Source organism: Mycobacterium sp. E2497, from assembly GCF_001668695.1.
Taxonomy (GTDB): Bacteria; Actinomycetota; Actinomycetes; order Mycobacteriales; family Mycobacteriaceae; genus Mycobacterium.
Map to the genome: position 1 here is coordinate 1 of NZ_LZKD01000207.1, position 19,477 is coordinate 19,477.

The window sequence follows — 19,477 nt, forward strand, 5'->3', positions numbered from 1 at the left end:
CGCGCCCCTGGGCATCATTCAAGCCATGAGCGAGACACCCGAACCTCCGCCGACCCCGCCGCCCGCACCAGAGCCGCCCCCGCCGCCGCGCCCCGAGCCGGTGAAGCCCCCGAGGCTCTACCTGGCCGCGGCGTGGGTGGTCATCGTCGCCGGGGTCGTCTTCATCATCTCCACCGTGTTCTTCGCCGGCGCCTTCGTCGTCGGGTATTACCACCACTGCCACCACCACGGCCAGATGTTCGGACCCGGGGGTGGCCCCGGCGGCCCCGGACCGGGCAACGGGCCGTGGGGACCGGGATACGGCCCCGGGCCGTGGGGGGGCGGCGGGCCCGGCCCTGGCGGCCCCTGGAATTCCGGCGGGCCCGGTCTGATCGTGCCCATGCCCCCCGGCGGCCCGGGCGGACCCGGCGGTCCGGCGGGCGGCCCCGGCCTGAGCGGTCCCGGTGGGCCGCCGGCCAGCCCGACGCCAATCGCACCCGCGCCCCGTCCGTAACGGGTGCGCGCGCACAGTTATTGGCGCGCGGGAATTTTCGTCGTCAAAGCCGAGCCCAGCAAATGAGGAGAGAGCGACATGACGGAGCGTTTCACCACCACTGACGCCGGGATCGCTGCGCCCAGCGACGACCAGTCGTTGACCGTCGGCCCGGACGGGCCGATCCTGCTGCAGGACCACTACCTGATCGAGCAGATGGCCCAATTCAACCGGGAGCGCATCCCCGAGCGTCAGCCGCACGCCAAGGGCGGCGGCGCCTTCGGCACCTTTGAGGTCACCAACGACGTCAGCAAGTACACCAGGGCCGCGGTCTTCCAGCCCGGCACCAAGACGGACATGCTCGCCCGGTTCTCCACCGTCGCCGGCGAGCGCGGCAGCCCGGACACCTGGCGTGACCCGCGCGGCTTCGCGCTGAAGTTCTACACCAGCGAGGGCAACTTCGACCTGGTCGGCAACAACACGCCCGTCTTCTTCATGCGCGACCCGTTGAAGTTCCAGCACTTCATCCGGTCGCAAAAACGCATGCAGGCAACGAATTTGCGCGACCACAACATGCAGTGGGACTTCTGGACGCTCTCACCGGAGTCGGCGCACCAGGTGACCTGGCTGATGGGTGACCGCGGAATCCCCAAGACATGGCGGCACATGAACGGCTACAGCAGCCACACCTACAGCTGGATCAACGCCGCGGGCGAGATCTTCTGGGTGAAGTACCACTTCATCACCGACCAGGGCATCGACTTCCTGCCCCAGGAGGACGCCGACCGGCTGGCCGGCGAGGACGGCGACTACCACCAGCGCGACCTCTACGAGGCGATCGAGGGCGGCAACCACCCCAGCTGGACGCTGAAGATGCAGATCATGCCGTACGAGGAGGCCCGCAACTACCGGTTCAACCCGTTCGACCTGACCAAGGTGTGGCCGCACGGCGACTATCCGTTGATCGACGTCGGCAAGATGACGCTGAACCGCAACGTCACCGACTATCACACCGAGATCGAGCAGGCCGCCTTCGAGCCGAACAACACCGTGCCCGGCACCGGGCTGAGCCCCGACAAGATGCTGCAGGCCCGCGGGTTCTCCTACTCCGACGCGCATCGCGCCCGGCTGGGGACCAACTACCGGCAGATCCCGGTCAACGAACCGAAGGTCGAGGTGAACAGCTACTCCAAGGACGGGGCGATGCGGATGAAGAACGTCTCCGACCCCGTTTATGCGCCCAACTCCTACGGCGGCCCGCACGCCGACCCGGCGCGCGCCGCCGAGGTGCGCTGGCACGCTGACGGCGACATGGTCCGCGCCGCGTACACGCTGCACCCCGAGGACGACGACTGGGGCCAGGCCGGCACCATGGTCCGCGAAGTCCTCGACGATGCGGCCCGGGACCGATTGGCGCACAACATCGTTGGGCACGTCTCGAAGGGCGTCAAGGAGCCGGTGCTGTCGCGGGTGTTCGAGTACTGGCGCAACGTCGACCCCGACCTCGGCAAGTTGGTCGAGGAGGGCGTCCGGGCAAACGGGGGCTGACCGCAGGACACGTGCCTGGCATGATCGCTTGAATGACCATGCTGGTTCGCGCGGTGGCGCTCGCCATCGGCCTGGCCATCGAGGGCGCGGTCGCACTTCCCGTTGCGGCCGCGCACCCGTCGGACCCCGGGGTGGTGAACTACGCGGTCCTGGGCAAGGGATCGGTCGGCAACATCGTCGGCGGCCCCATGGGGTGGGAGTCGGTGTTCACCCAACCGGTGCAGGGCGACTGGGTGGACGTCCCGGTGTGCAACAACTGGGCCGACATCGGGTTGCCCGAGGTGTACAACGACCCCGACCTGGCGTCGTTCAACGGCGCCGTCACCCAGACGTCGGCCAGCGACCAGACCCACTTCGTCAAGCAGGCCGTCGGGGTGTTTGCCACCAACGACGCTGCCGATCGTGCCTTCCACCGCGTGGTGGATCGCACGGTGGGCTGCTCGGGCCAGACCACCGCGATGCACCTGGACAACGGCATCACGCAGGTATGGTCGTTCGACGGCGGGCCGCCGGGCCCTGCCGACGCGAACTGGACCAAGCAGGAGGCCGGCACCGATCGGCGGTGTTTCAATCAAACCAGGCTGCGCGAAAATGTGTTGCTGCAGGCCAAGGTCTGCCAGTCTGGCAACGCCGGGCCTGCGGTCAACGTGCTGGCAGGCGCGATGCAGAACGCGCTGGGCCAGTGAGCCGGGTCGTCGGGCCGGGTCGGGCATGCTTGAGATTGGGCGCGAGCGGGAATATGTCGGAGCCATCTGTTAGATGAAGTAGTGGCGGTTACCGTTGCCTCAGCTATGCAGGGAAGTGGACCGCTGGCGCGTGCTCAGGCTGGTCCAGGCCCGAAGGGATAGTGATATGACGTCTGCCGCTATCACTACCGCAGGCTCGGAGATGGCCGATTCCAAAGCCGCCGCGCACTACATCGCCGACGGCTGCCTGGCGGACGGCCCGCTGGGTCGCGTGGGGCTGGAGGTGGAGGCCCACTGCCACGACCCGTCCGATCCGCACCGCAGGCCCGCCTGGAACGAGATCGCCGAAGTGCTGGCGTCGCTGCCGGCGTTACCCGGGGGCAGCCGGGTCACGGTGGAACCCGGCGGTGCGGTGGAGTTGTCCGGTCCGCCCGCCGACGGCGTGGTGGCCGCCATCGACGCGATGCGCCGCGACCAGGCCGTGCTGCGGTCGGCGTTCGCCGACGCCGGGCTCGGGCTGGTGTTCCTCGGGGCGGACCCGCTGCGGCCGCCCAAGCGCATCAATCCCGGCGGGCGCTACCGCGCCATGGAGCAGTTCTTCGCTTCCAGCCGCTCGGGTGAGGCGGGTGCGGCGATGATGACGTCCACCGCCTCCATTCAGGTCAACCTGGACGCCGGGCCGCGGGCCGGCTGGGCGGACCGGGTGCGGTTGGCGCACGCGCTGGGGCCCACCATGATCGCGATGGCCGCGAACTCCCCGATGCTGCGCGGCGAGTTCACCGGCTGGGCCTCCACCCGGCAGTGGGTGTGGGGCCAGATGGACTCGGCGCGGTGCGGTCCCATCCTGGGCGTCAGCGGTGACGACCCGGGCACCGACTGGGCGCGCTATGCGCTCAAGGCCCCGGTGATGCTGGTCAACTCGCCGGACGCCGCGGCGGTCACCCACTGGGTGCCGTTTGCCGACTGGGTGGACGGCCGGGTGCTGCTCGGCGATCGCCGCCCCACCATCGCCGACCTGGAATACCACCTGACCACCCTGTTTCCGCCGGTGCGGCCCAGGCAGTGGTTGGAAATCCGCTATCTCGACAGCGCGCCGGACGTCTTCTGGCCGGCCCTGGTGTTCACCCTGGTGGCGCTCCTCGACGACCCGGTGGCGGCGGGTGTCGCGGCCGAGGCGGTCGAGCCGGTGGCCACCGCCTGGGACACCGCGGCCCAGGCTGGTCTGCGTGACCGGCGGCTGTACGCCGCGGCCAACAAGTGCGTGGCCGTCGCCGCCGAGCTGGCACCGCCCGAACTCGCCGATTCGATGCAGCGGCTGGTCGACACCGTGCAGCGGGGCCGGTGTCCCGGCGACGACTTCGCCGACCAGGTGATCCGGCACGGCATCGCGGCCTCGGTCTCCAGGGCGGCGCGACCCGCACGAGGGGGGCTGTGACTTTCCGCGGAAGTCTTGCCGACGATCTGGCGCGGGCGCGGGCGCGCACGCTGCGGCTGGTCGAGTTCGACGACGCCGAACTGTACCGGCAATACGACCCGCTGATGAGCCCGCTGGTGTGGGACCTGGCGCACATCGGCCAGCAAGAGGAGTTCTGGCTGCTGCGCGGCGGTGACCCCGGCCGGCCCGGCATGCTGCCCCCGAACGTCGAGGGCCTCTACGACGCCTTCGTGCACTCCCGCGCCAGCCGGGTCGATCTGCCGCTGCTGTCCCCGGACCGCGCGCGGTCGTACTGCGCGACCGTGCGTGCCGCCGCGCTGGACGCCCTCGACGCCCTGCCCGACGACGCCGACAGCTTCGTGTACGCGATGGTGATCAGCCACGAGAACCAGCACGACGAGACGATGTTGCAGGCGTTGAACCTGCGCAGCGGCGCGCCGCTGCTGCGCGACACGGCGGCGTTGCCGACCGGGCGGCCCGGCCTGGCCGGCACCTCGGTGCTGGTGCCCGCCGGCCCGTTCGTGCTCGGCGTGGACGCCGTAAGCGAGCCGTACTCGTTGGACAACGAGCGCCCCGCCCACGTCGTCGACCTGCCCGCATTCCGTATCGGCCGGGTACCGGTCACCAACGGCGAATGGCGGCACTTCATGGCGGACGGCGGGTACTCCGACCCGCGCTGGTGGTCCGAGCGCGGTTGGGAGCATCGCCGGCAGGCGGGCCTGACCGCGCCGCAATTCTGGAGTTCCGACGGGCAGACGCGCACCCGGTTCGGCCACGTCGAGGACATTCCCGCCGACGAACCCGTGCAGCATGTCAGCTACTTCGAGGCACAGGCCTACGCCGCCTGGGCCGGCGCGCGGCTGCCCACCGAGGCGGAATGGGAGAAGGCCTGCGCATGGGATCCGGCCACCGACAGCCGGCGCCGCTACCCGTGGGGGGCGCAGGCGCCGACCGACGCCTTCGCCAACCTGGGTGGCGCCGCGCTGCGCCCGGCGCCCGTCGGCGCCTATCCCGCCGGCGCCTCGGCGTACGGGGCGGAGCAGATGCTCGGCGACGTGTGGGAGTGGACCTCCTCGCCGCTGCGGCCGTGGCCGGGTTTCGTCCCGATGATCTACGAGCGCTACTCGCAACCGTTCTTCGACGGCGACTACCGGGTGCTGCGCGGCGGCTCGTGGGCCGTGGAGTCCGCCATCCTGCGGCCGAGCTTCCGCAACTGGGATCATCCGATCCGGCGCCAGATCTTTTCCGGTGTCCGGTTGGCTTGGGACGTCGAGGATTTCGCCTGATGTGCCGTCACCTCGGCTGGCTCGGCGCCGGCGTCACCGTTTCGTCGCTGGTGCTGGATCCGCCGTGCGGGCTGCGGGTGCAGTCGTATGCCCCGCGCCGGCAAAAACACGGCCTGCTCAACGCCGACGGTTGGGGCGTCGGGTTTTTCGACGTCTCTTCGGCGGGCACGGTGCCCCGGCGCTGGCGCAGCCGGGCCCCGCTGTGGGGTGACGTGTCGTTCGACTCCGTCGCCCCGGCGCTGCGCAGCCACTGCGTGGTGGCCGCGGTGCGCTCGGCGACGGTCGGGATGCCGATCGACGTCAGCGCGACGGCCCCGTTCACCGACGGCCGGTGGTTGTTGTCGCACAACGGGGTGGTCGACAGGGCGGTGCTGCCCGTGACAGCCCAGGCCGAATCGGTCTGTGACAGCGCGTTATTGGCGGCCGCCATCTTCGACCGCGGCCTCGACGCGCTCGGCGACACCATCACCGGGATAGCGGCGGCCGACCCGGACGCCAGGCTGAACATTTTGGCCGCCGACGGCGCTCGCCTGCTGGCGACCACCTGGGGAGACACCCTGTCGATCCTGCGCCGCCCGGACGGCGTCGTCCTGGCCAGCGAGCCCTACGACAACGACTCCGGTTGGGAGGACGTGCCGGACCGCCACCTCGTCGAGGTCACCGCGACGGGTGTCGCGCTGACCCCGCTGGATCAATCGGAAGGTTATCGATGACGCTGACCCTGTCCAACCACCTGGCCGCCGACTCCGCCGACCGCGCGTTGCGCAGCGACGTGCTCGACGGCCTGCGGCGGACGCCGAAATCGTTGCCCCCCAAGTGGTTCTACGATTCGCTGGGCAGCCACCTGTTCGACCAGATCACCCGGCTGCCCGAATACTATCCGACCCGCGCCGAGGCCGAGATCCTGCGCGCGCGGTCGGCCGAGATCGCGGGGGCCAGCGCGGCCGACACCCTGGTTGAGCTGGGCAGCGGAACGTCCGAGAAGACCCGGCTGCTGCTCGACGCGCTGCGTGAACGCGGATCGCTGCGCAGGTTCGTTCCCTTCGACGTCGACGCCGGCATCCTGTCGACGGCCGCCGCGGCCATCCAACAGGAATACGCCGGCGTCGAAATCCACGCGGTCTGCGGCGATTTCGAGGAGCACCTGACCGAGATCCCCACCGGCGGGCGGCGCCTGTTCGCCTTCCTGGGGTCGACGATCGGCAACCTCACTGCCGGCCCGCGCGCGGAGTTCCTGTCGAGCCTGTCCGCCCAGATGCGACCGGGGGACAGCCTGCTGCTGGGCACGGACCTGATCAAGGACACCGGCCGGCTGGTGCGCGCCTACGACGACCCGACCGGGGTGACGGCGGCGTTCAACCGCAATGTGCTGGCGGTGATCAACCGGCAACTCGACGCCGACTTCGACGTCGAGGCCTATCAGCACGTCGCGCGCTGGAACGCCGGGGAGGAGCGCATCGAGATGTGGTTGCGGTCCGGCCGGCCCCAACGGGTCCGCGTCGATGCGCTCGACCTGACCGTCGATTTCGCGGCGGGCGAGGAGATGCTCACCGAGGTGTCGTGCAAGTTCCACCCGGACGGGGTGAGCGCCGAGCTGGCCGCAGCGGGACTGCGCCGCACCCGGTGGTGGACGGACGCCGCGGGCGACTTCGGGCTGTCGCTGGCCGTGAAGTGACGGTCGGGGACTCGCTGGCCGCACGTTGGCGGGCGGTGCGCCCGCCGGTGGCCGGGCTGCACCTGGACAGCGCCGCCTGCTCGCGGCAGAGCCTCGCGGTGATCGAGGCCGCCGCCCTGCACGCCCGCAACGAAGCCGAGGTCGGCGGCTACGTCGCGGCGGAGGCGGCCGCGCCCGCGCTGGACGCCGGGCGGGTGGCGTTCGCCGCGCTGGCCGGCATGCCCGACGCCGAGGTGGTGTTCACCACCGGCTCGCTGAACGCACTGGATCTGCTGCTGGGCGCGTGGCCGGCAGACCGGCGCACGGTGGCGTGTCTACCCGGCGAATACGGCCCCAACCTGGCGCTGCTGAACGCCCACGGATTCGACCGCCGGCTGCTGCCGACGCTCGAGGACGGCCGGGTCGCGCTCGACGACGCCGCGCTGGAGCTGGAGGCCGATCCGCCCGGCCTGGTCCACCTGACCGCGGTCGGCAGTCACAGCGGGGTGGTGCAACCGTTGGCGATGATCGCGCAGCTGTGCCGCGAGCTGGGGCTACCGCTGGTCGTCGACGCCGCCCAGGCGCTGGGCCAGGTGGATTGCGCGGTCGGCGCCGACGTGACCTACGCGTCGTCGCGCAAGTGGATCGCCGGGCCGCGCGGTGTCGGGGCGCTGGCCGCCGGCCGCGAGCTGCTGGAGGGGTTGCGCCCGAGGCTGGCCGCCCCCGACTGGCTCGCCGGCTCGTTCACGGTCGCCCAGCAGCTGGAGTTCGGCGAGGCCAATATTGCTGCGCGCGTGGGTTTTTCGCTGGCGTTGGGCGAGTATCTGGCGTATGGGCCGCAGGCCGTGCGGGCGCGGCTGGCCGAGCTGGGCGCCACCAGCCGGCGGCTGTTGGCCGATGTGGCCGGCTGGGCTGTGGTCGAAGAGCTCGACGAGCCCAGCGCCATCACCACGCTGGCCCCGGTCGACGGCGCCGATCCGCAAGCGGTGCGGTCCTGGCTGCTCGCCGAGCGGCGGATCCTGACCACCTTCGTCGGCGTGCAGCGGGCACCCCTGGAGCTGGCCGGGCCACGCCTGCGGATCTCGCCGCACGTCGACACCACGGCCGACGATCTGGAGACCTTCGCCGAGGCGCTGATCGCCGCGACCGCGGCGACGTCTGTTTAGCGCGCTGCCACTAGTTAGCTTTGTGCGCCGTCAGCAGATAGGCCGGCATCTTCATCCGCCCCTTCTCGTCGCGCTCGTGTGGCGGGAATTCGAAAGGCGCATCGGGGATTTCGACAACGTTGGACAGGATGAAGGCCGGCCGGATCTCGTCGACCTCCCAATACTTGCTGACCGCGGCGCGAAGTTCGTCCTCGTCGACCTCGTTGGGCTTCGGTTGCATCTCGGCGGGAAACGCGCCCTTGGCGAACACCAGCACGAACAGGCTGGCCCCCGGTGCCGCCGCGCGATGGATGGAGCTCAGGTAGCCGTCGCGGCCCTCGACCGGCAGCGAGTGGAACAGCGTGGAATCGACCACGGTGGAGAACCGTCCGTCGTAGCCACCCAGCGACGTGATGTCGGCCTGCGCGAAGCTGGCCGTCGTCAGGCCGCGTTCCCGGGCGGCCTCGGTGGCCGCCGCGACGGCGGTCGGCGTGATGTCGACCCCGACCACCGTGTAGCCCTGGGCGGCCAGCGCCAACGACAGTTCGGCGACCCCGCACCCGGCGTCCAGCACGTCGCTGCGGAATTTCCCGGCCGCCACCAGCGCGGCCAACTCGGGCTGCGGCTCACCGATGTTCCACGGTGGCGGGCCCTCGAAGTGCGCCCGCTCGCGGTATGCGCTGTCCCAGTCCATGACCTGATCACCCGTCATGACTTCAACGTACCCGCGCTCAGGACTCCCAGGTGTGCACCGGCTCGTTGGCGTGCATGTGCGCGCAGTACCGGCGCAGCATCTCGGCCAGGGCGGCCGGCCTTGCCATCCCGCCGTCCTGAAGCGCGCGCACGGTGGCCACCTGCCAGCTGGCGCCGTTGCGGCCGGTCCTGGCGCGGGCCTCGATGACCCCGAGGAAGCGGTCCCGCACGTCGGCGTCCACGCCCCAGCGGCGCAGCCCCTCGTCCGCGATCGGCAGCAACGTGTCCAGCACCAGCGCGGTCGCCGTCACCTCTCTCAGTCCGGGGCCGCGGCCCGGCCAGTGTAGCCGGGCGTCGATGCCGTTGCGGGCTGCGGCGAGGAAATTCTCTTGTGCCGCAGCGAAATCCATGCCGGCCCACACGGGATTGTCGTCCTCAGACAGGCGGCGCAGCATGCCGTAGAAGAAGGCCGAATTGGCCAGCATGTCCACGACGGTCGGCCCCGCCGGCAGTACCCGGTTCTCCAGCCGCAGGTGCGGCCGGCCGTCAACCACGTCGTAGACCGGCCGGTTCCACCGGTAGACCGTGCCGTTGTGCAGCCGCAGCTCGGATAGGTGCGGTGCCCGCCCGGCCGCCAGCTCGGCGACCGGATCCTCGTCGGACACCTCAGGCAGCAGCGGGGGGAAGTAGCGGATGTTCTCCCGGTACAGGTCGAGCACCGAGCCGATCCAGCCTTCGCCGAACCACACCCGCGGCCGCACACCCTGGGACTTGGCCTCCTCGGGCCGGGTGTCGGTGGACTGCGTGAACAGCTCGATGCGGGTCTCGGCCCACAACTGGTGGCCGAAGAAGTACGGCGAGTTGGCGCCCAGCGCCAGCTGCGGCCCGGCTACCACCTGCGCGGCGTTCCAGTTCGCGGCGAACGCCTCCGGGGCCACTTGCAGATGCAATTGGATGCTGGTGCAGGCGGATTCGGGTGCGATCGACACGGCCTGCCAGCTCAGCGGCTCCGGGCCGGAGATGTTGATCGGGATGTCCTCGCCGCGCGCAGTGAAGATCGACTCGTTGAGCGCCGCGTAGCGCCGCGAGTCGCTCATCCAGCCGGTCGCCAGGTGTTCGGGCATCAGCGTGGGCAGGATCCCGATCATCACGATGTGCGCCCCACCCGCGCCCGCCTTGCTCTCGGCGTCGTTCAGGCTGGCCCGCACCTCGCCCTCCAGGTCCAGCGCGGTGTGCCCGGGCAGGGCGTGGGGCGGCACGTTGAATTCGATGTTGTAGGCGCCCAATTCCGGCTGGAACGCCGGGTCCCCGATGGCGTCCAGGACGTCGCGGTTCGACATCGCCGGCTGATAGTCGGCGTCGACCAGGTTGCACTCGATCTCCATGCCGGTGAGCGGCTTGGCCGAGTCGAAATGTGACTGGGCCAGCATCGTTTCGAAGACGTCCAGGCACAACTGCAGCTTCCGCCGGTATTCCCGCCGATGTGCGCTGTTGTACGTGGTGCGCTTGACCTCTTCGCCCACACCGCCGATGGAACAGGTTTACCGGCGGTAACGCAAGCTACGCGGTGAGCTTGTCGCCGGGCCGCAGACCATGATGGACTCCTGACGTGCCCGCTGAGTTCGTCGCCGCCATCGACCAGGGAACCACCAGCACCCGGTGCATGATCTTCGATCATGACGGCGCCGAAGTGGCTCGCCACCAACTCGAGCACGAACAGATCCTGCCCCGCGCCGGCTGGGTCGAGCACGACCCGGTCGAGATCTGGGAGCGCACCTCCTCGGTGCTGATGTCGGTGCTGAACCGCGCCAACCTGTCCGCCGAACACATTGCCGCGCTGGGCATCACGAATCAACGGGAAACCACGCTGGTGTGGAATCGGCGCACCGGGCGGCCCTATTACAACGCGATCGTCTGGCAGGACACCCGCACCGATCGGATCGCGTCGGCGCTGGACCGCGACGGCCGCGGCGAGGTGATCCGGCGCAAGGCGGGCCTGCCCCCGGCGACGTATTTCTCCGGCGGCAAACTGCAGTGGATCCTGGAGAACGTCGACGGGGTGCGCGAGGCCGCCGAGCGCGGCGACGCCCTGTTCGGCACCGCCGACACCTGGGTGTTGTGGAACCTGACCGGGGGTGCGCGCGGCGGTGTGCACGTCACCGACGTGACGAATGCCAGCCGGACCATGCTGATGGACCTGGAGACCCTGGACTGGGACGACGAGCTGTTGTCGTTCTTCTCCATCCCGCGCGCGATGCTGCCGGCGATCGCGCCGTCGTCGTCGCCGCAACCCTACGGCGTCTCCGCGCCGAGCGGGCCGGTCGGCGGCGAGGTACCGGTGACGGGAATGCTGGGTGACCAGCACGCGGCGATGGTGGGCCAGGTATGCCTGTCGGAGGGTGAGGCGAAGAACACCTACGGCACCGGAAACTTCTTGCTGCTCAACACCGGTGAGGCGATCGTGCGCTCGAAGAACGGGCTGCTGACCACCGTCTGCTACCAGTTCGGGGGCGCCAAACCCGTTTACGCGCTTGAGGGTTCGATAGCGGTCACCGGCGCGGCGGTGCAGTGGCTGCGTGATCAGCTGGGCATCATCAGTGGTGCGGCACAAAGCGAGTCGCTGGCGCGTCAGGTCGCCGACAACGGCGGGGTCTATTTCGTCCCGGCGTTTTCCGGGCTGTTCGCGCCGTACTGGCGATCCGACGCGCGCGGGGCGATCGTCGGGCTGTCCCGGTTCAACACCAACGCGCACCTGGCCCGCGCCACGCTGGAGGCGATCTGTTACCAGAGCCGCGACGTGGTGGACGCGATGGCGGCGGATTCCGGTGTGCGCCTTGAGGTTTTGAAGGTCGACGGCGGGGTCACCGGCAACGACCTGTGCATGCAGATCCAGGCCGACGTGCTCGGGGTCGACGTGGTCCGTCCGGTGGTGGCCGAGACGACCGCGCTGGGCGCGGCCTACGCGGCCGGTTTGGCGGTGGGGTTCTGGGCCGACCCGGCCGACCTGCGGGCCAACTGGCACGAGGACAGGCGCTGGACGCCGGCCTGGACCGACGAGCAGCGCGCCGCCGGATACGCGGGTTGGCGCAAGGCGGTGCAGCGGACCCTGGACTGGGTGGATGTGACCTGATCCAGGGTCCGCCGCACGTCGGGGCTCAGTCTTCGCCGAGGATGCCGTAGACCTCGCGCCGCGCGTTGTTGAGAATCTCGACGATGCGCTGCTGCTGCTCGGCGGTGGCGGTGTGCGCGGACTGCGCGACCGCGCCGAACAGCTGGCCGATGGCCGCCCGCAGGTTCATGTGACCGGGGTCGGCGCCCTCGGCGATCTCGTCCCACGGCGGGGTCTCGACCTTTTCGGCGGCCGCGCGGCCCTCGTCGGTCAGCTCGAAGAGCTTCTTGCTGCCCTCGGTTTCGCTGGCGGTGATCAGGCCCTCGTCGGTCAACAGCTGCAGGGTCGGGTAGACCGAGCCGGGGCTCGGCTTCCAGAGGCCGTTGCTGCGTTCGGCGATCTGCTGGATCATCTCGTAGCCGTGCATCGGCCGCTCGACCAGCAGCGCCAGGATGGCCGCGCGGACGTCGCCGCGCTTGCCGCGACCGGGGCCGCCGCGGCGCCATCCGCCGCGCCGCCCGCCCGGCCCGAAGCCGAAGCCAGGACCGAAGCCCGGGCCGAACCCGGGCCCGAATCCGGGACCGAACCCGAGGGGTCCGTCATGGTCGGGGCCGTGCTCGCGGAGGTTTTGGAAGAACTCCTGGCGGGCCCGCCGCCGGGCGCCGTGCAGGGCGCGTCGGTGGGTGTCGGGACCGAAGCCGAAGCCGGGGCCGGCGGGGAAGGGGTCACCGGTGGGGGTGAATGGGTGGTTCATGTCTGTTCCTTACGTCTGATGCGGAAGCGCACCCTGCGCTTCGAAGTATCACGATATATCGGAAACTATCGCGATGCAACGTTCGTTCGCCAGATTTGCTCTCCGACCCTTGTGACCTGCGGTGTTGGTGGAAGCCGTGCGTCCGCGGGGTCGAGGGAAGGATCCTGCGGGGCGGTTTGCACCCAGCGGGCGGCGGGTAGGAACTCTGGGATGAACGCGGATGACTCCCACCTGACGGTGGGCAGCGGAACCTCCACCGCGACCGGTCCCGCTCAGGGCGGCGGCGGACGGGAACGCAACGTCTGGCCGTGGGTCAACTGGGGCCTGGCGCTGGCCACGGTGCCCGCCGCCGCCATCGTGATGCTTTTCGCGCTGGGCGCGGTGATGAGCACGGACGGCTGCGCCGACCGCAGCTGCCCCGACCTGGGGCACGGCGGGATCAACTTCGGGGTCGCGTTCTACGGCGCGCCCGCGGTCGCCGTCGTCGTCATCGTCATCTCGCTCTTCACCGCGAAGCGCCGCGGCGGCATCGCCGTTCCGCTGTGCGGATGGGCGCTGTTGATCGCCGACGTCGCCCTCATGGCGGCCAGCGTCTCCGGTTAGCGGGACCGATCAGCCCGGCGGCGAGAAACCGCCCGGGGCGGCGTCGGGTGGACCCTTCGGGGGTGCCCCCGCGCCCGGCCATGGGACAGCGTGCGGTTGCGGCCAGGCCGGCCACGGCGGGGCGCCCGCCGGTGGCATGGCCGGACGAAGACGGGCCAGCTCGCGGCGGTGCCGTTCGGCGAGCACGGCGGCGAGGACCAGTTCCGGCGGTGCGCCCGGCGGGGGCGGCGGGGCGATGCGGGTCACCACGTCACCGGCGATGCGGTAGGCCATCTGCTGGCGCAACTGGCGGTCGAGTTGCGGTGCCCGCGAGAGGAATTGGCGCGCGACCTCCGCCTGGCCGGGGGACAGGCCGGAAAGTTGCAGCGACGCGGCCCACCAGGCCAGGGACGGCGGCATCACCGGCGGGGGGCCCGGGCGGGGTCCGCGCTCGTTGATGACGACGGTGCCGGCGAAGATGTCGCCGATCCGCTTGGCCTTCGGCGACAGGATGCTGCAGATGACGGCGGGACTGCCGAACAGCATCCAGATCTCGACCACCGATGCGAGGGCCCGAAACAGGGCCTGCCGGAAGCGTTCTGGGCCGCCGTCGTCGGACACCACGCGCAGCCCCATCGCGATCTTGCCGACCGAGCGCCCGCGGGTGGCGGTTTCCAGGATCACGGGATAGCCCACGATCACCACCACCGTGAAGATGAGCAGGACGGCGGTGCTCAGCGCGGTGTCGAACTGGGTCAGCGTGGCGGCCCACAACATCAGGCCCAGCAGATAGCAGACGGCGATCACCGCGATATCGATCAGGGCGCTCACGGCCCGCACCGGCAACTGGGCGATCTGCACATCGAGCACGACGGCGTCGCCGGTGACCACCTCCGACATAACACCGAACGGTACAGGGCGATTAGGCTGCGCAGGGTGGACGTCGACGCATTCGTGCTGGCCCATCGCGGTACCTGGGACCGCCTCGACCGGCTGGTCGGACGGCGTCGCTCGCTGTCCGGCGCCGAGGTCGACGAGCTCGTCGAGCTCTACCAGCGGGTGTCCACCCACCTCTCGACGCTGCGCTCGGCGTCGTCGGATTCGGTGCTGATCGGTCGGCTCTCCAGCCTGGTCGCGCGGGCCCGCTCCGTGGTGACCGGCGCCCACGCGCCGTTGAGCAGTACGTTCGCCCGGTTCTGGACGGTGTCATTCCCGGTGGTCGCCTACCGCTCGTGGCGGTGGTGGCTGGGCACGGCGGTGGCGTTCTTCGCCGTGGTGGTGGTCATGGCGCTATGGGTCATCGGCAACCCCGAGGTGCAGTCGGCCGCCGGAACGCCAAGCGACATCGAGCAATTGGTGAACCACGACGTCGCCTCCTACTACAGCGAACATCCGGCGTTGGCCTTCGCGCTGCAGATCTGGATCAACAATTCCTGGGTCGCCGCGCAGTGCATCGCGATGTCGGTCCTACTCGGCCTGCCGATTCCCATCGTGCTGTTTCAGAACGCCGCCAACCTCGGGCTGATCTCCGGGCTGATGTTTCAGGCGGGCAAGGGCGGTGTGCTGCTCGGGCTGCTCGCCCCGCACGGGCTGCTGGAGCTGACGGCGGTCTTCCTGGCCGGGGGGGCCGGGATGCGGCTGGGCTGGTCGGTGATCGCACCCGGCGACCGGCCCCGCGGACAGGTGCTCGCCGAACAGGGCCGGGCCGTCGTGTCGGTCGCGATCGGACTGGTGGCCGTGCTGTTGGTCTCGGGGTTGATCGAGGCGTTGGTGACGCCCTCGCCGCTGCCGACGTTCGTTCGGGTCGGCATCGGGGTCATCGCCGAGGCGGCATTCCTGTCCTACATCGTGCATTTCGGCCGCCGCGCGGCGAAGGCCGGTGAGACCGGCGACATCGAAGACGCGCCCGACGTGGTCCCCACCGGATGAGCGGTCAGAGCCGGCCGGTGGCCTTCATCGCCAGGTAGCGGTCGGCCAGGGCGGGCGCCAATTCGGTGGGCGGGGCGTCGACGACCTCCACCCCGCCGTGGCGCAACCGGGTGGCGATCGCGCGGCGGTCGTTGCGGGATCGTTCGGCAGCGGCCGCGTCGTAGACGGCGGCCGGATCCGAACGCCCGGCGGCCATGTGGTCCACCCGCGGGTCGGCGACGGCGGCCACCATCAGGTGATGTTTGGCCGACAACTGCGGCAGCACGGGCAGCAATCCCTCGTCGAGCGCGGTCGCGTTGAGATCGGTCAGCAACACCACCAGGGACCGTCGGCGGGCACGTCGGGCGATCGCCGAAACCATTGCGGTCCAGTCGGGTTCGAGCAGCGCCGGTTGCAACGGCGCCATCGCCTCGACCAGCTGGGCGAGCAGTTCGGTGCGCGATGCGCCGAACACACCGGCCCGGCTGACCCGGTCGTGGGCCAGGAAGTCGACGTGGTCGCCGGCCCGCGACGCGAGCGCCGCCAGCAGCAGCGCGGCATCCATCGACCAGTCCAGGCGCGGCCAGCCGGCCGGGTCGGAGGCGGTCGGGTCGACGCCGACGCGGCCCGCCGAGGTGCGTCCCGTGTCGAGCACGATCACCACCCGCCGGTCGCGTTCGGGCCGCCAGGTGCGGACCACGACATCCGCGCGCCGCGCGGTGGCCCGCCAGTCGATCGACCGCACGTCGTCACCGACGACATATTCGCGTAGCGAATCGAATTCGGTCCCCTGGCCGCGGATCAGGGTCGGCAGTAGCCCGTCGATCTCGCGGAGTTTGGCCAGCCGGGCCGGCAGGTGTTTGCGGGACAGGAACGGCGGCAGCACCCGGAGCAGGCCCGGCACCGCTTGCGACCCCTGCCGCCCCGCCAACCCCAGCGGGCCGATGGACCGGGCGGTGACCATCGCGGCGCGCTGCTCGCCACGGCGGACCGGCCGCAGCCGGGATTGGACGTGCTGGTGTTGGCCGGCGGGGATGTTCACGGGATGGATGCGCGGCCGGGCGCCGGCGCTGGGCGGCCAGGCGTCGCGGACCTGGCCGCGGAACCTGCGCCGGCCGTCGTTGTGGATGAGCAGCCCGACGTCCACCTGCTGCGCGAGCCGGGCAGAGCGATCCGGGGAGCGGGTGTAACGCAACTTGCGCGGGCTGGCCGCCAGCCCGGCGTCCACGGCCACCACGAGCGCCAACGCGACCAACAGAAGGACGAAAGTCCCTGCGGGCGACGGAGACAGCGCGATGGGCAGGACGCACAACAGCGCGACCAGCCCGGTGCGTCCGGTCAGTGTCATAGGCGCCGCTCTCCCCCGCAAGCGGGTGGTGCCCCCACCTCATCGGCGCTCCGCATCGTCGCTGGCGCAACCACTATCGGGGCACCGGAACCGACGCCAGAATCCCGTCGAGCACACCGTCGGGTGTGGCGCCTTCGAGTTCGGCCTCGGGGCGCAGCATCACCCGGTGCCGCAGCGTGGGCCGGGCCATGGCCTTCACGTCGTCGGGGGTGACGTAGGTGCGCCCGGACAGCCAGGCCCAGGACCGGGCCGTGGCCAGCAGCGCGGTCGCCCCCCGGGGGGAGACGCCCAGCTGCAGCGCGGGCGAGGAGCGGGTGGCCCCGGCGATGTCGACGATGTAGCCCAAGACCTCGTCGGCGACCAACACGTGGCCCACGGCGTCACGCCCGGCCGCCAGTTCGGCAGGTCCGGCCACCGGATTGATCGCCGAGAGGTCGCGGGGATCGAAGCCGTGGGCGTGCCGGCCGAGGATGGCGATCTCCGAATCCCGCGGCGGCAGAGTCACATTCAGTTTGAGCAGGAATCGGTCCAGCTGCGCTTCGGGCAGCTGGTAGGTGCCCTCGTATTCGATGGGGTTCTGGGTGGCGGCGACGATGAACGGGTCGGGCAGGGGCTGGGCCACGCCTTCCACGCTGACCTGACGCTCTTCCATCGCCTCGAGCAGCGCGGCCTGCGTTTTCGGTGGGGTCCGGTTGATCTCGTCGGCCAGCAGCAGGTTGGTGAACACCGGGCCGGGCCGGAACGCGAAGGCGGCCGTGCGCGCGTCGTACACCAGCGAACCCGTGACGTCGCCGGGCATCAGGTCCGGGGTGAACTGCACCCGCTTGAACTCCAGCCGCAGCGCGGCGGCAAGCGCGCGCACCAGCAGCGTCTTCGCCACTCCCGGAACGCCTTCCAACAGCACGTGGCCGCGGCACAGCAGCGCGATCACCAGCCCGCTGATCACCCCCTCCTGCCCGACGACGGCCTTGGCGAGCTCGGTGCGCAACGCCAGCAGCGCGTCTCGTGCCGATTCAGCGGTGGGGGTCTGGGCGGGGGAAGGGGTCTGTGTCACGTGCGGGTGACCTGCCTTTCGATGTCGTCGAGCGCACGGGCAAGTTGTAGCAGGTCGTGGTCGGTCGCCGGGGGTGGGCCGAACAGCTGGTAGGACACGAACGCCGGATCGGCGCCGCTGCGGCCGGCCACCGCGGTCGCCACCGCGGGCGCCGGCGCGCCGGCGCTCAGGCCGAGCCGGGGGAGCAGCCGCTGCAATGTGGCTGTGCGCAGCGCCGCGGCGGCGCGGTCGCGCGCGCGGCGGGAACGGTAGAGCCGGCCGCGACCCTCGACGGTCTCCGACGCGCGCACCACGACGGGCAGCTCCTCGGCGACCAGCGGCCCGGGACGGCGGCCCCGCCACAGCGCGACCAGCAGGACGACCAGGCACAGCTGCACGACGATCCACGTCACGTTCTGCGGGATCAGGTCGGAAACCGAACCGGGGGGCGACGATTCGCCCTCGACGCTGTGGGGTGCGTACCAGACGAGCCGGGGCCGGGCACCCGCGAGGTTCATCGCCAGGGCGGCGTTGCCCGCCTGCAGCAGGGCGCCGTTGGTCAAGAAGTCGGTGCTGCCGACCACCGTGACGGTCCGCCCGCCCTCGCGGAAGCGGATCAGCGCCCCGCCGTAGCAGCGGGTCATCGGCCGCCCGTCGGTGGCGCGGTAGGTGTCGCCGGGCCCGAACCGCACCGGCCCGGCCCGCGTCGCCTCGCGCAGAGTGCAATCCGGATCGGTGTCGAAGGCGTCGGCCGCCGCCGAGACCCGCACGCCCGGCATCAGCGCCTCGCGGGTGCGCGCCGTCGGTTCCACCAGCAGCAGGTCGCCCGGCGCCTTCGAAAGCCGGTCCAGCAGCGGCTCGGTCAGGTATTGGCTCTGCGCCACCAGGATCAGCGCGTCGGGGCGCGCCGCCCGCTCGACCCCGGCGATGCTGTCGGCGACCACGACGTCGACGCCACCCCCGCGCAGCAGCGCCACCAGCGCGTGGGCGCCGTCGGGGCCGGTCGAGGCCGGATCCATGTGCGCGCCCGGCCGTGGCGCCGTCAGGTAGGCATCGACCCCGGCGACCACGGCGAGCACGATCAGGGCGAGGATCACCCAGCGCCAGGATCGCGAGCGCCGTACCGGCGTCGCGGTTTCGGGGCGCCCGGCGGTCGCCATCACCGCACCTGGGCCCACGAGTCGGCCGGGGCGGATTGCCCCGGCCCCGCGGCGACGGCCGCCGAGCGGGACCGCAGGTGGTCGTCGAGGTCGGCGATCATCCGGTATGCGCTCGGTGTCCCCGGTCGCTCGCCGTAGGTGACGTCGTTGAAAGCCGTTGCGGCCTGCGAAAGTTCACCGGCGAGGTGGGGCAAAGCGGCGCCCGCGTCGGAGGCCAGCTCGTTGGCGGTGCGGCCAGGCGCCGGGTTCAGCACGCCGGTCTCCTCCAGCTGGCGGGCCACCGCGCGCAGCCGGTGCCGAATCGCGGCGGCCCAGTCCCCTTGCGCCGCATAGCCTTCGGCCGTCGCGCGGTGCTGGGCGGCGGTGAGCTGCGCGGTTTCGAAGAGCTGGTAGTCGCCGCCGCGGTTGGTGCGCATGGTGCGCCGCGCGATGTGGATGGCGGCCGCCAGTGCGATACCGAGCATGACGAAAAGCACTGTCGCCGTGAGCCATCCGCCGGGCAGCGACGCGGTCTTCTGTAGCAGCCGGTAAATCGTCTCGTTGAGCCATTCGGCGATCTGCTCGGTGGCCGAGCCCTTGGAGTAGATCGGCTTGTTGAGCTCGTCCTGGGCGGCCTGGTGTGCGGCATCGCGGTCGATGTCGATGGAGGGCACGGTCAGCTCGT

The 19,477-nt window shown here is 70.9% G+C and carries 19 protein-coding genes; 11 read left to right on the forward strand and 8 right to left on the reverse strand.

Annotated elements, in window-relative coordinates; translation table 11 throughout:
* The first annotated feature begins 25 nt into the window (after positions 1–25).
* From A5713_RS18640 to egtE, 8 genes are all read left to right on the forward strand, one after another.
* Positions 26–493, forward strand: coding sequence for a hypothetical protein (locus tag A5713_RS18640; protein WP_068097993.1), 468 nt, complete (start codon positions 26–28; stop codon positions 491–493).
* Between the two features lie 78 nt (positions 494–571).
* Complete coding sequence (locus tag A5713_RS18645; RefSeq protein ID WP_068097946.1) at positions 572–2,020, forward strand: catalase; 1,449 nt, start codon at positions 572–574, stop codon at positions 2,018–2,020.
* A 38-nt stretch (positions 2,021–2,058) separates the two neighbouring features.
* A complete protein-coding gene (locus tag A5713_RS18650; RefSeq protein WP_102420056.1) occupies positions 2,059–2,706 on the forward strand; it encodes a sensor domain-containing protein in 648 nt (215 codons plus the stop codon).
* A gap of 166 nt (positions 2,707–2,872) precedes the next feature.
* Positions 2,873–4,141, forward strand: coding sequence for an ergothioneine biosynthesis glutamate--cysteine ligase EgtA (egtA, locus tag A5713_RS18655; protein WP_068097948.1), 1,269 nt, complete (start codon positions 2,873–2,875; stop codon positions 4,139–4,141).
* Complete coding sequence (gene egtB, locus A5713_RS18660) at positions 4,138–5,427, forward strand: ergothioneine biosynthesis protein EgtB (RefSeq protein WP_068097949.1); 1,290 nt, start codon at positions 4,138–4,140, stop codon at positions 5,425–5,427. Before egtA ends, egtB begins: the two co-directional genes overlap by 4 nt.
* Positions 5,427–6,140: an ergothioneine biosynthesis protein EgtC gene (egtC, locus tag A5713_RS18665; RefSeq protein WP_067922323.1), complete on the forward strand. Its 714-nt coding sequence runs from the start codon at positions 5,427–5,429 to the stop codon at positions 6,138–6,140. Before egtB ends, egtC begins: the two co-directional genes overlap by 1 nt.
* On the forward strand, positions 6,137–7,102 hold the full coding sequence (gene egtD / locus A5713_RS18670; RefSeq protein WP_068097950.1) for an L-histidine N(alpha)-methyltransferase: 966 nt from the start codon (positions 6,137–6,139) through the stop codon (positions 7,100–7,102). The genes egtC and egtD overlap by 4 nt, the downstream gene beginning before the upstream one ends.
* Positions 7,099–8,247 (forward strand): ergothioneine biosynthesis PLP-dependent enzyme EgtE, encoded by a 1,149-nt coding sequence (egtE, locus tag A5713_RS18675; protein ID WP_068097951.1) that lies wholly within the window; start codon positions 7,099–7,101, stop codon positions 8,245–8,247. The genes egtD and egtE overlap by 4 nt, the downstream gene beginning before the upstream one ends.
* Before the next feature lie 10 nt (positions 8,248–8,257).
* Here egtE and A5713_RS18680 read toward each other — a convergent pair whose 3' ends face one another.
* Both A5713_RS18680 and A5713_RS18685 read right to left on the reverse strand, forming a co-directional pair.
* Positions 8,258–8,938, reverse strand: a complete 681-nt coding sequence (locus tag A5713_RS18680; protein WP_068097952.1) for a class I SAM-dependent methyltransferase — start codon at positions 8,936–8,938, stop codon at positions 8,258–8,260.
* Positions 8,939–8,957: 19 nt separating this feature from the next.
* Entirely contained in the window at positions 8,958–10,442 is a 1,485-nt protein-coding gene (locus A5713_RS18685) for a glutamate--cysteine ligase (RefSeq protein WP_068097953.1), read from the reverse strand.
* Between the two features lie 86 nt (positions 10,443–10,528).
* Between A5713_RS18685 and glpK the strand changes: the two genes are divergently transcribed.
* Positions 10,529–12,049 carry a glycerol kinase GlpK gene (gene glpK / locus A5713_RS18690; protein WP_082973030.1) on the forward strand — a complete coding sequence of 507 codons (1,521 nt, stop codon included), beginning with the start codon at positions 10,529–10,531 and terminating at the stop codon, positions 12,047–12,049.
* A 25-nt stretch (positions 12,050–12,074) separates the two neighbouring features.
* Here the strand turns inward: glpK and A5713_RS18695 are convergent, their stop codons facing one another.
* The gene (locus tag A5713_RS18695; protein WP_068097954.1) at positions 12,075–12,782 is read right to left on the reverse strand and encodes a PadR family transcriptional regulator; all 708 of its coding nucleotides are present in this window, start codon (positions 12,780–12,782) and stop codon (positions 12,075–12,077) included.
* A 210-nt stretch (positions 12,783–12,992) separates the two neighbouring features.
* Between A5713_RS18695 and A5713_RS18700 the strand changes: the two genes are divergently transcribed.
* Positions 12,993–13,385: a hypothetical protein gene (locus A5713_RS18700; RefSeq protein WP_068097955.1), complete on the forward strand. Its 393-nt coding sequence runs from the start codon at positions 12,993–12,995 to the stop codon at positions 13,383–13,385.
* A 9-nt stretch (positions 13,386–13,394) separates the two neighbouring features.
* On the opposite strand, the gene A5713_RS18705 is transcribed toward A5713_RS18700, so the two are convergent.
* Positions 13,395–14,264 carry an RDD family protein gene (locus tag A5713_RS18705; protein WP_068097956.1) on the reverse strand — a complete coding sequence of 290 codons (870 nt, stop codon included), beginning with the start codon at positions 14,262–14,264 and terminating at the stop codon, positions 13,395–13,397.
* 36 nt (positions 14,265–14,300) lie between these two features.
* Here A5713_RS18705 and A5713_RS18710 point away from each other — a divergent pair, with 36 nt between their 5' ends.
* Positions 14,301–15,293, forward strand: coding sequence for a stage II sporulation protein M (locus A5713_RS18710; RefSeq protein WP_068097957.1), 993 nt, complete (start codon positions 14,301–14,303; stop codon positions 15,291–15,293).
* A gap of 4 nt (positions 15,294–15,297) precedes the next feature.
* Here A5713_RS18710 and A5713_RS18715 read toward each other — a convergent pair whose 3' ends face one another.
* The 4 genes from A5713_RS18715 to A5713_RS18730 form a co-directional block, all read right to left on the reverse strand.
* Positions 15,298–16,620: a DUF58 domain-containing protein gene (locus A5713_RS18715; RefSeq protein WP_067925495.1), complete on the reverse strand. Its 1,323-nt coding sequence runs from the start codon at positions 16,618–16,620 to the stop codon at positions 15,298–15,300.
* A 73-nt stretch (positions 16,621–16,693) separates the two neighbouring features.
* A complete protein-coding gene (locus tag A5713_RS18720) occupies positions 16,694–17,674 on the reverse strand; it encodes a MoxR family ATPase (protein WP_068097958.1) in 981 nt (326 codons plus the stop codon).
* On the reverse strand, positions 17,671–18,813 hold the full coding sequence (locus A5713_RS18725; RefSeq protein WP_068097995.1) for a DUF4350 domain-containing protein: 1,143 nt from the start codon (positions 18,811–18,813) through the stop codon (positions 17,671–17,673). The genes A5713_RS18720 and A5713_RS18725 overlap by 4 nt, the downstream gene beginning before the upstream one ends.
* Positions 18,813–19,466, reverse strand: coding sequence for a DUF4129 domain-containing protein (locus A5713_RS18730; protein WP_068097959.1), 654 nt, complete (start codon positions 19,464–19,466; stop codon positions 18,813–18,815). The genes A5713_RS18725 and A5713_RS18730 overlap by 1 nt, the downstream gene beginning before the upstream one ends.
* Positions 19,467–19,477 lie beyond the last annotated feature (11 nt).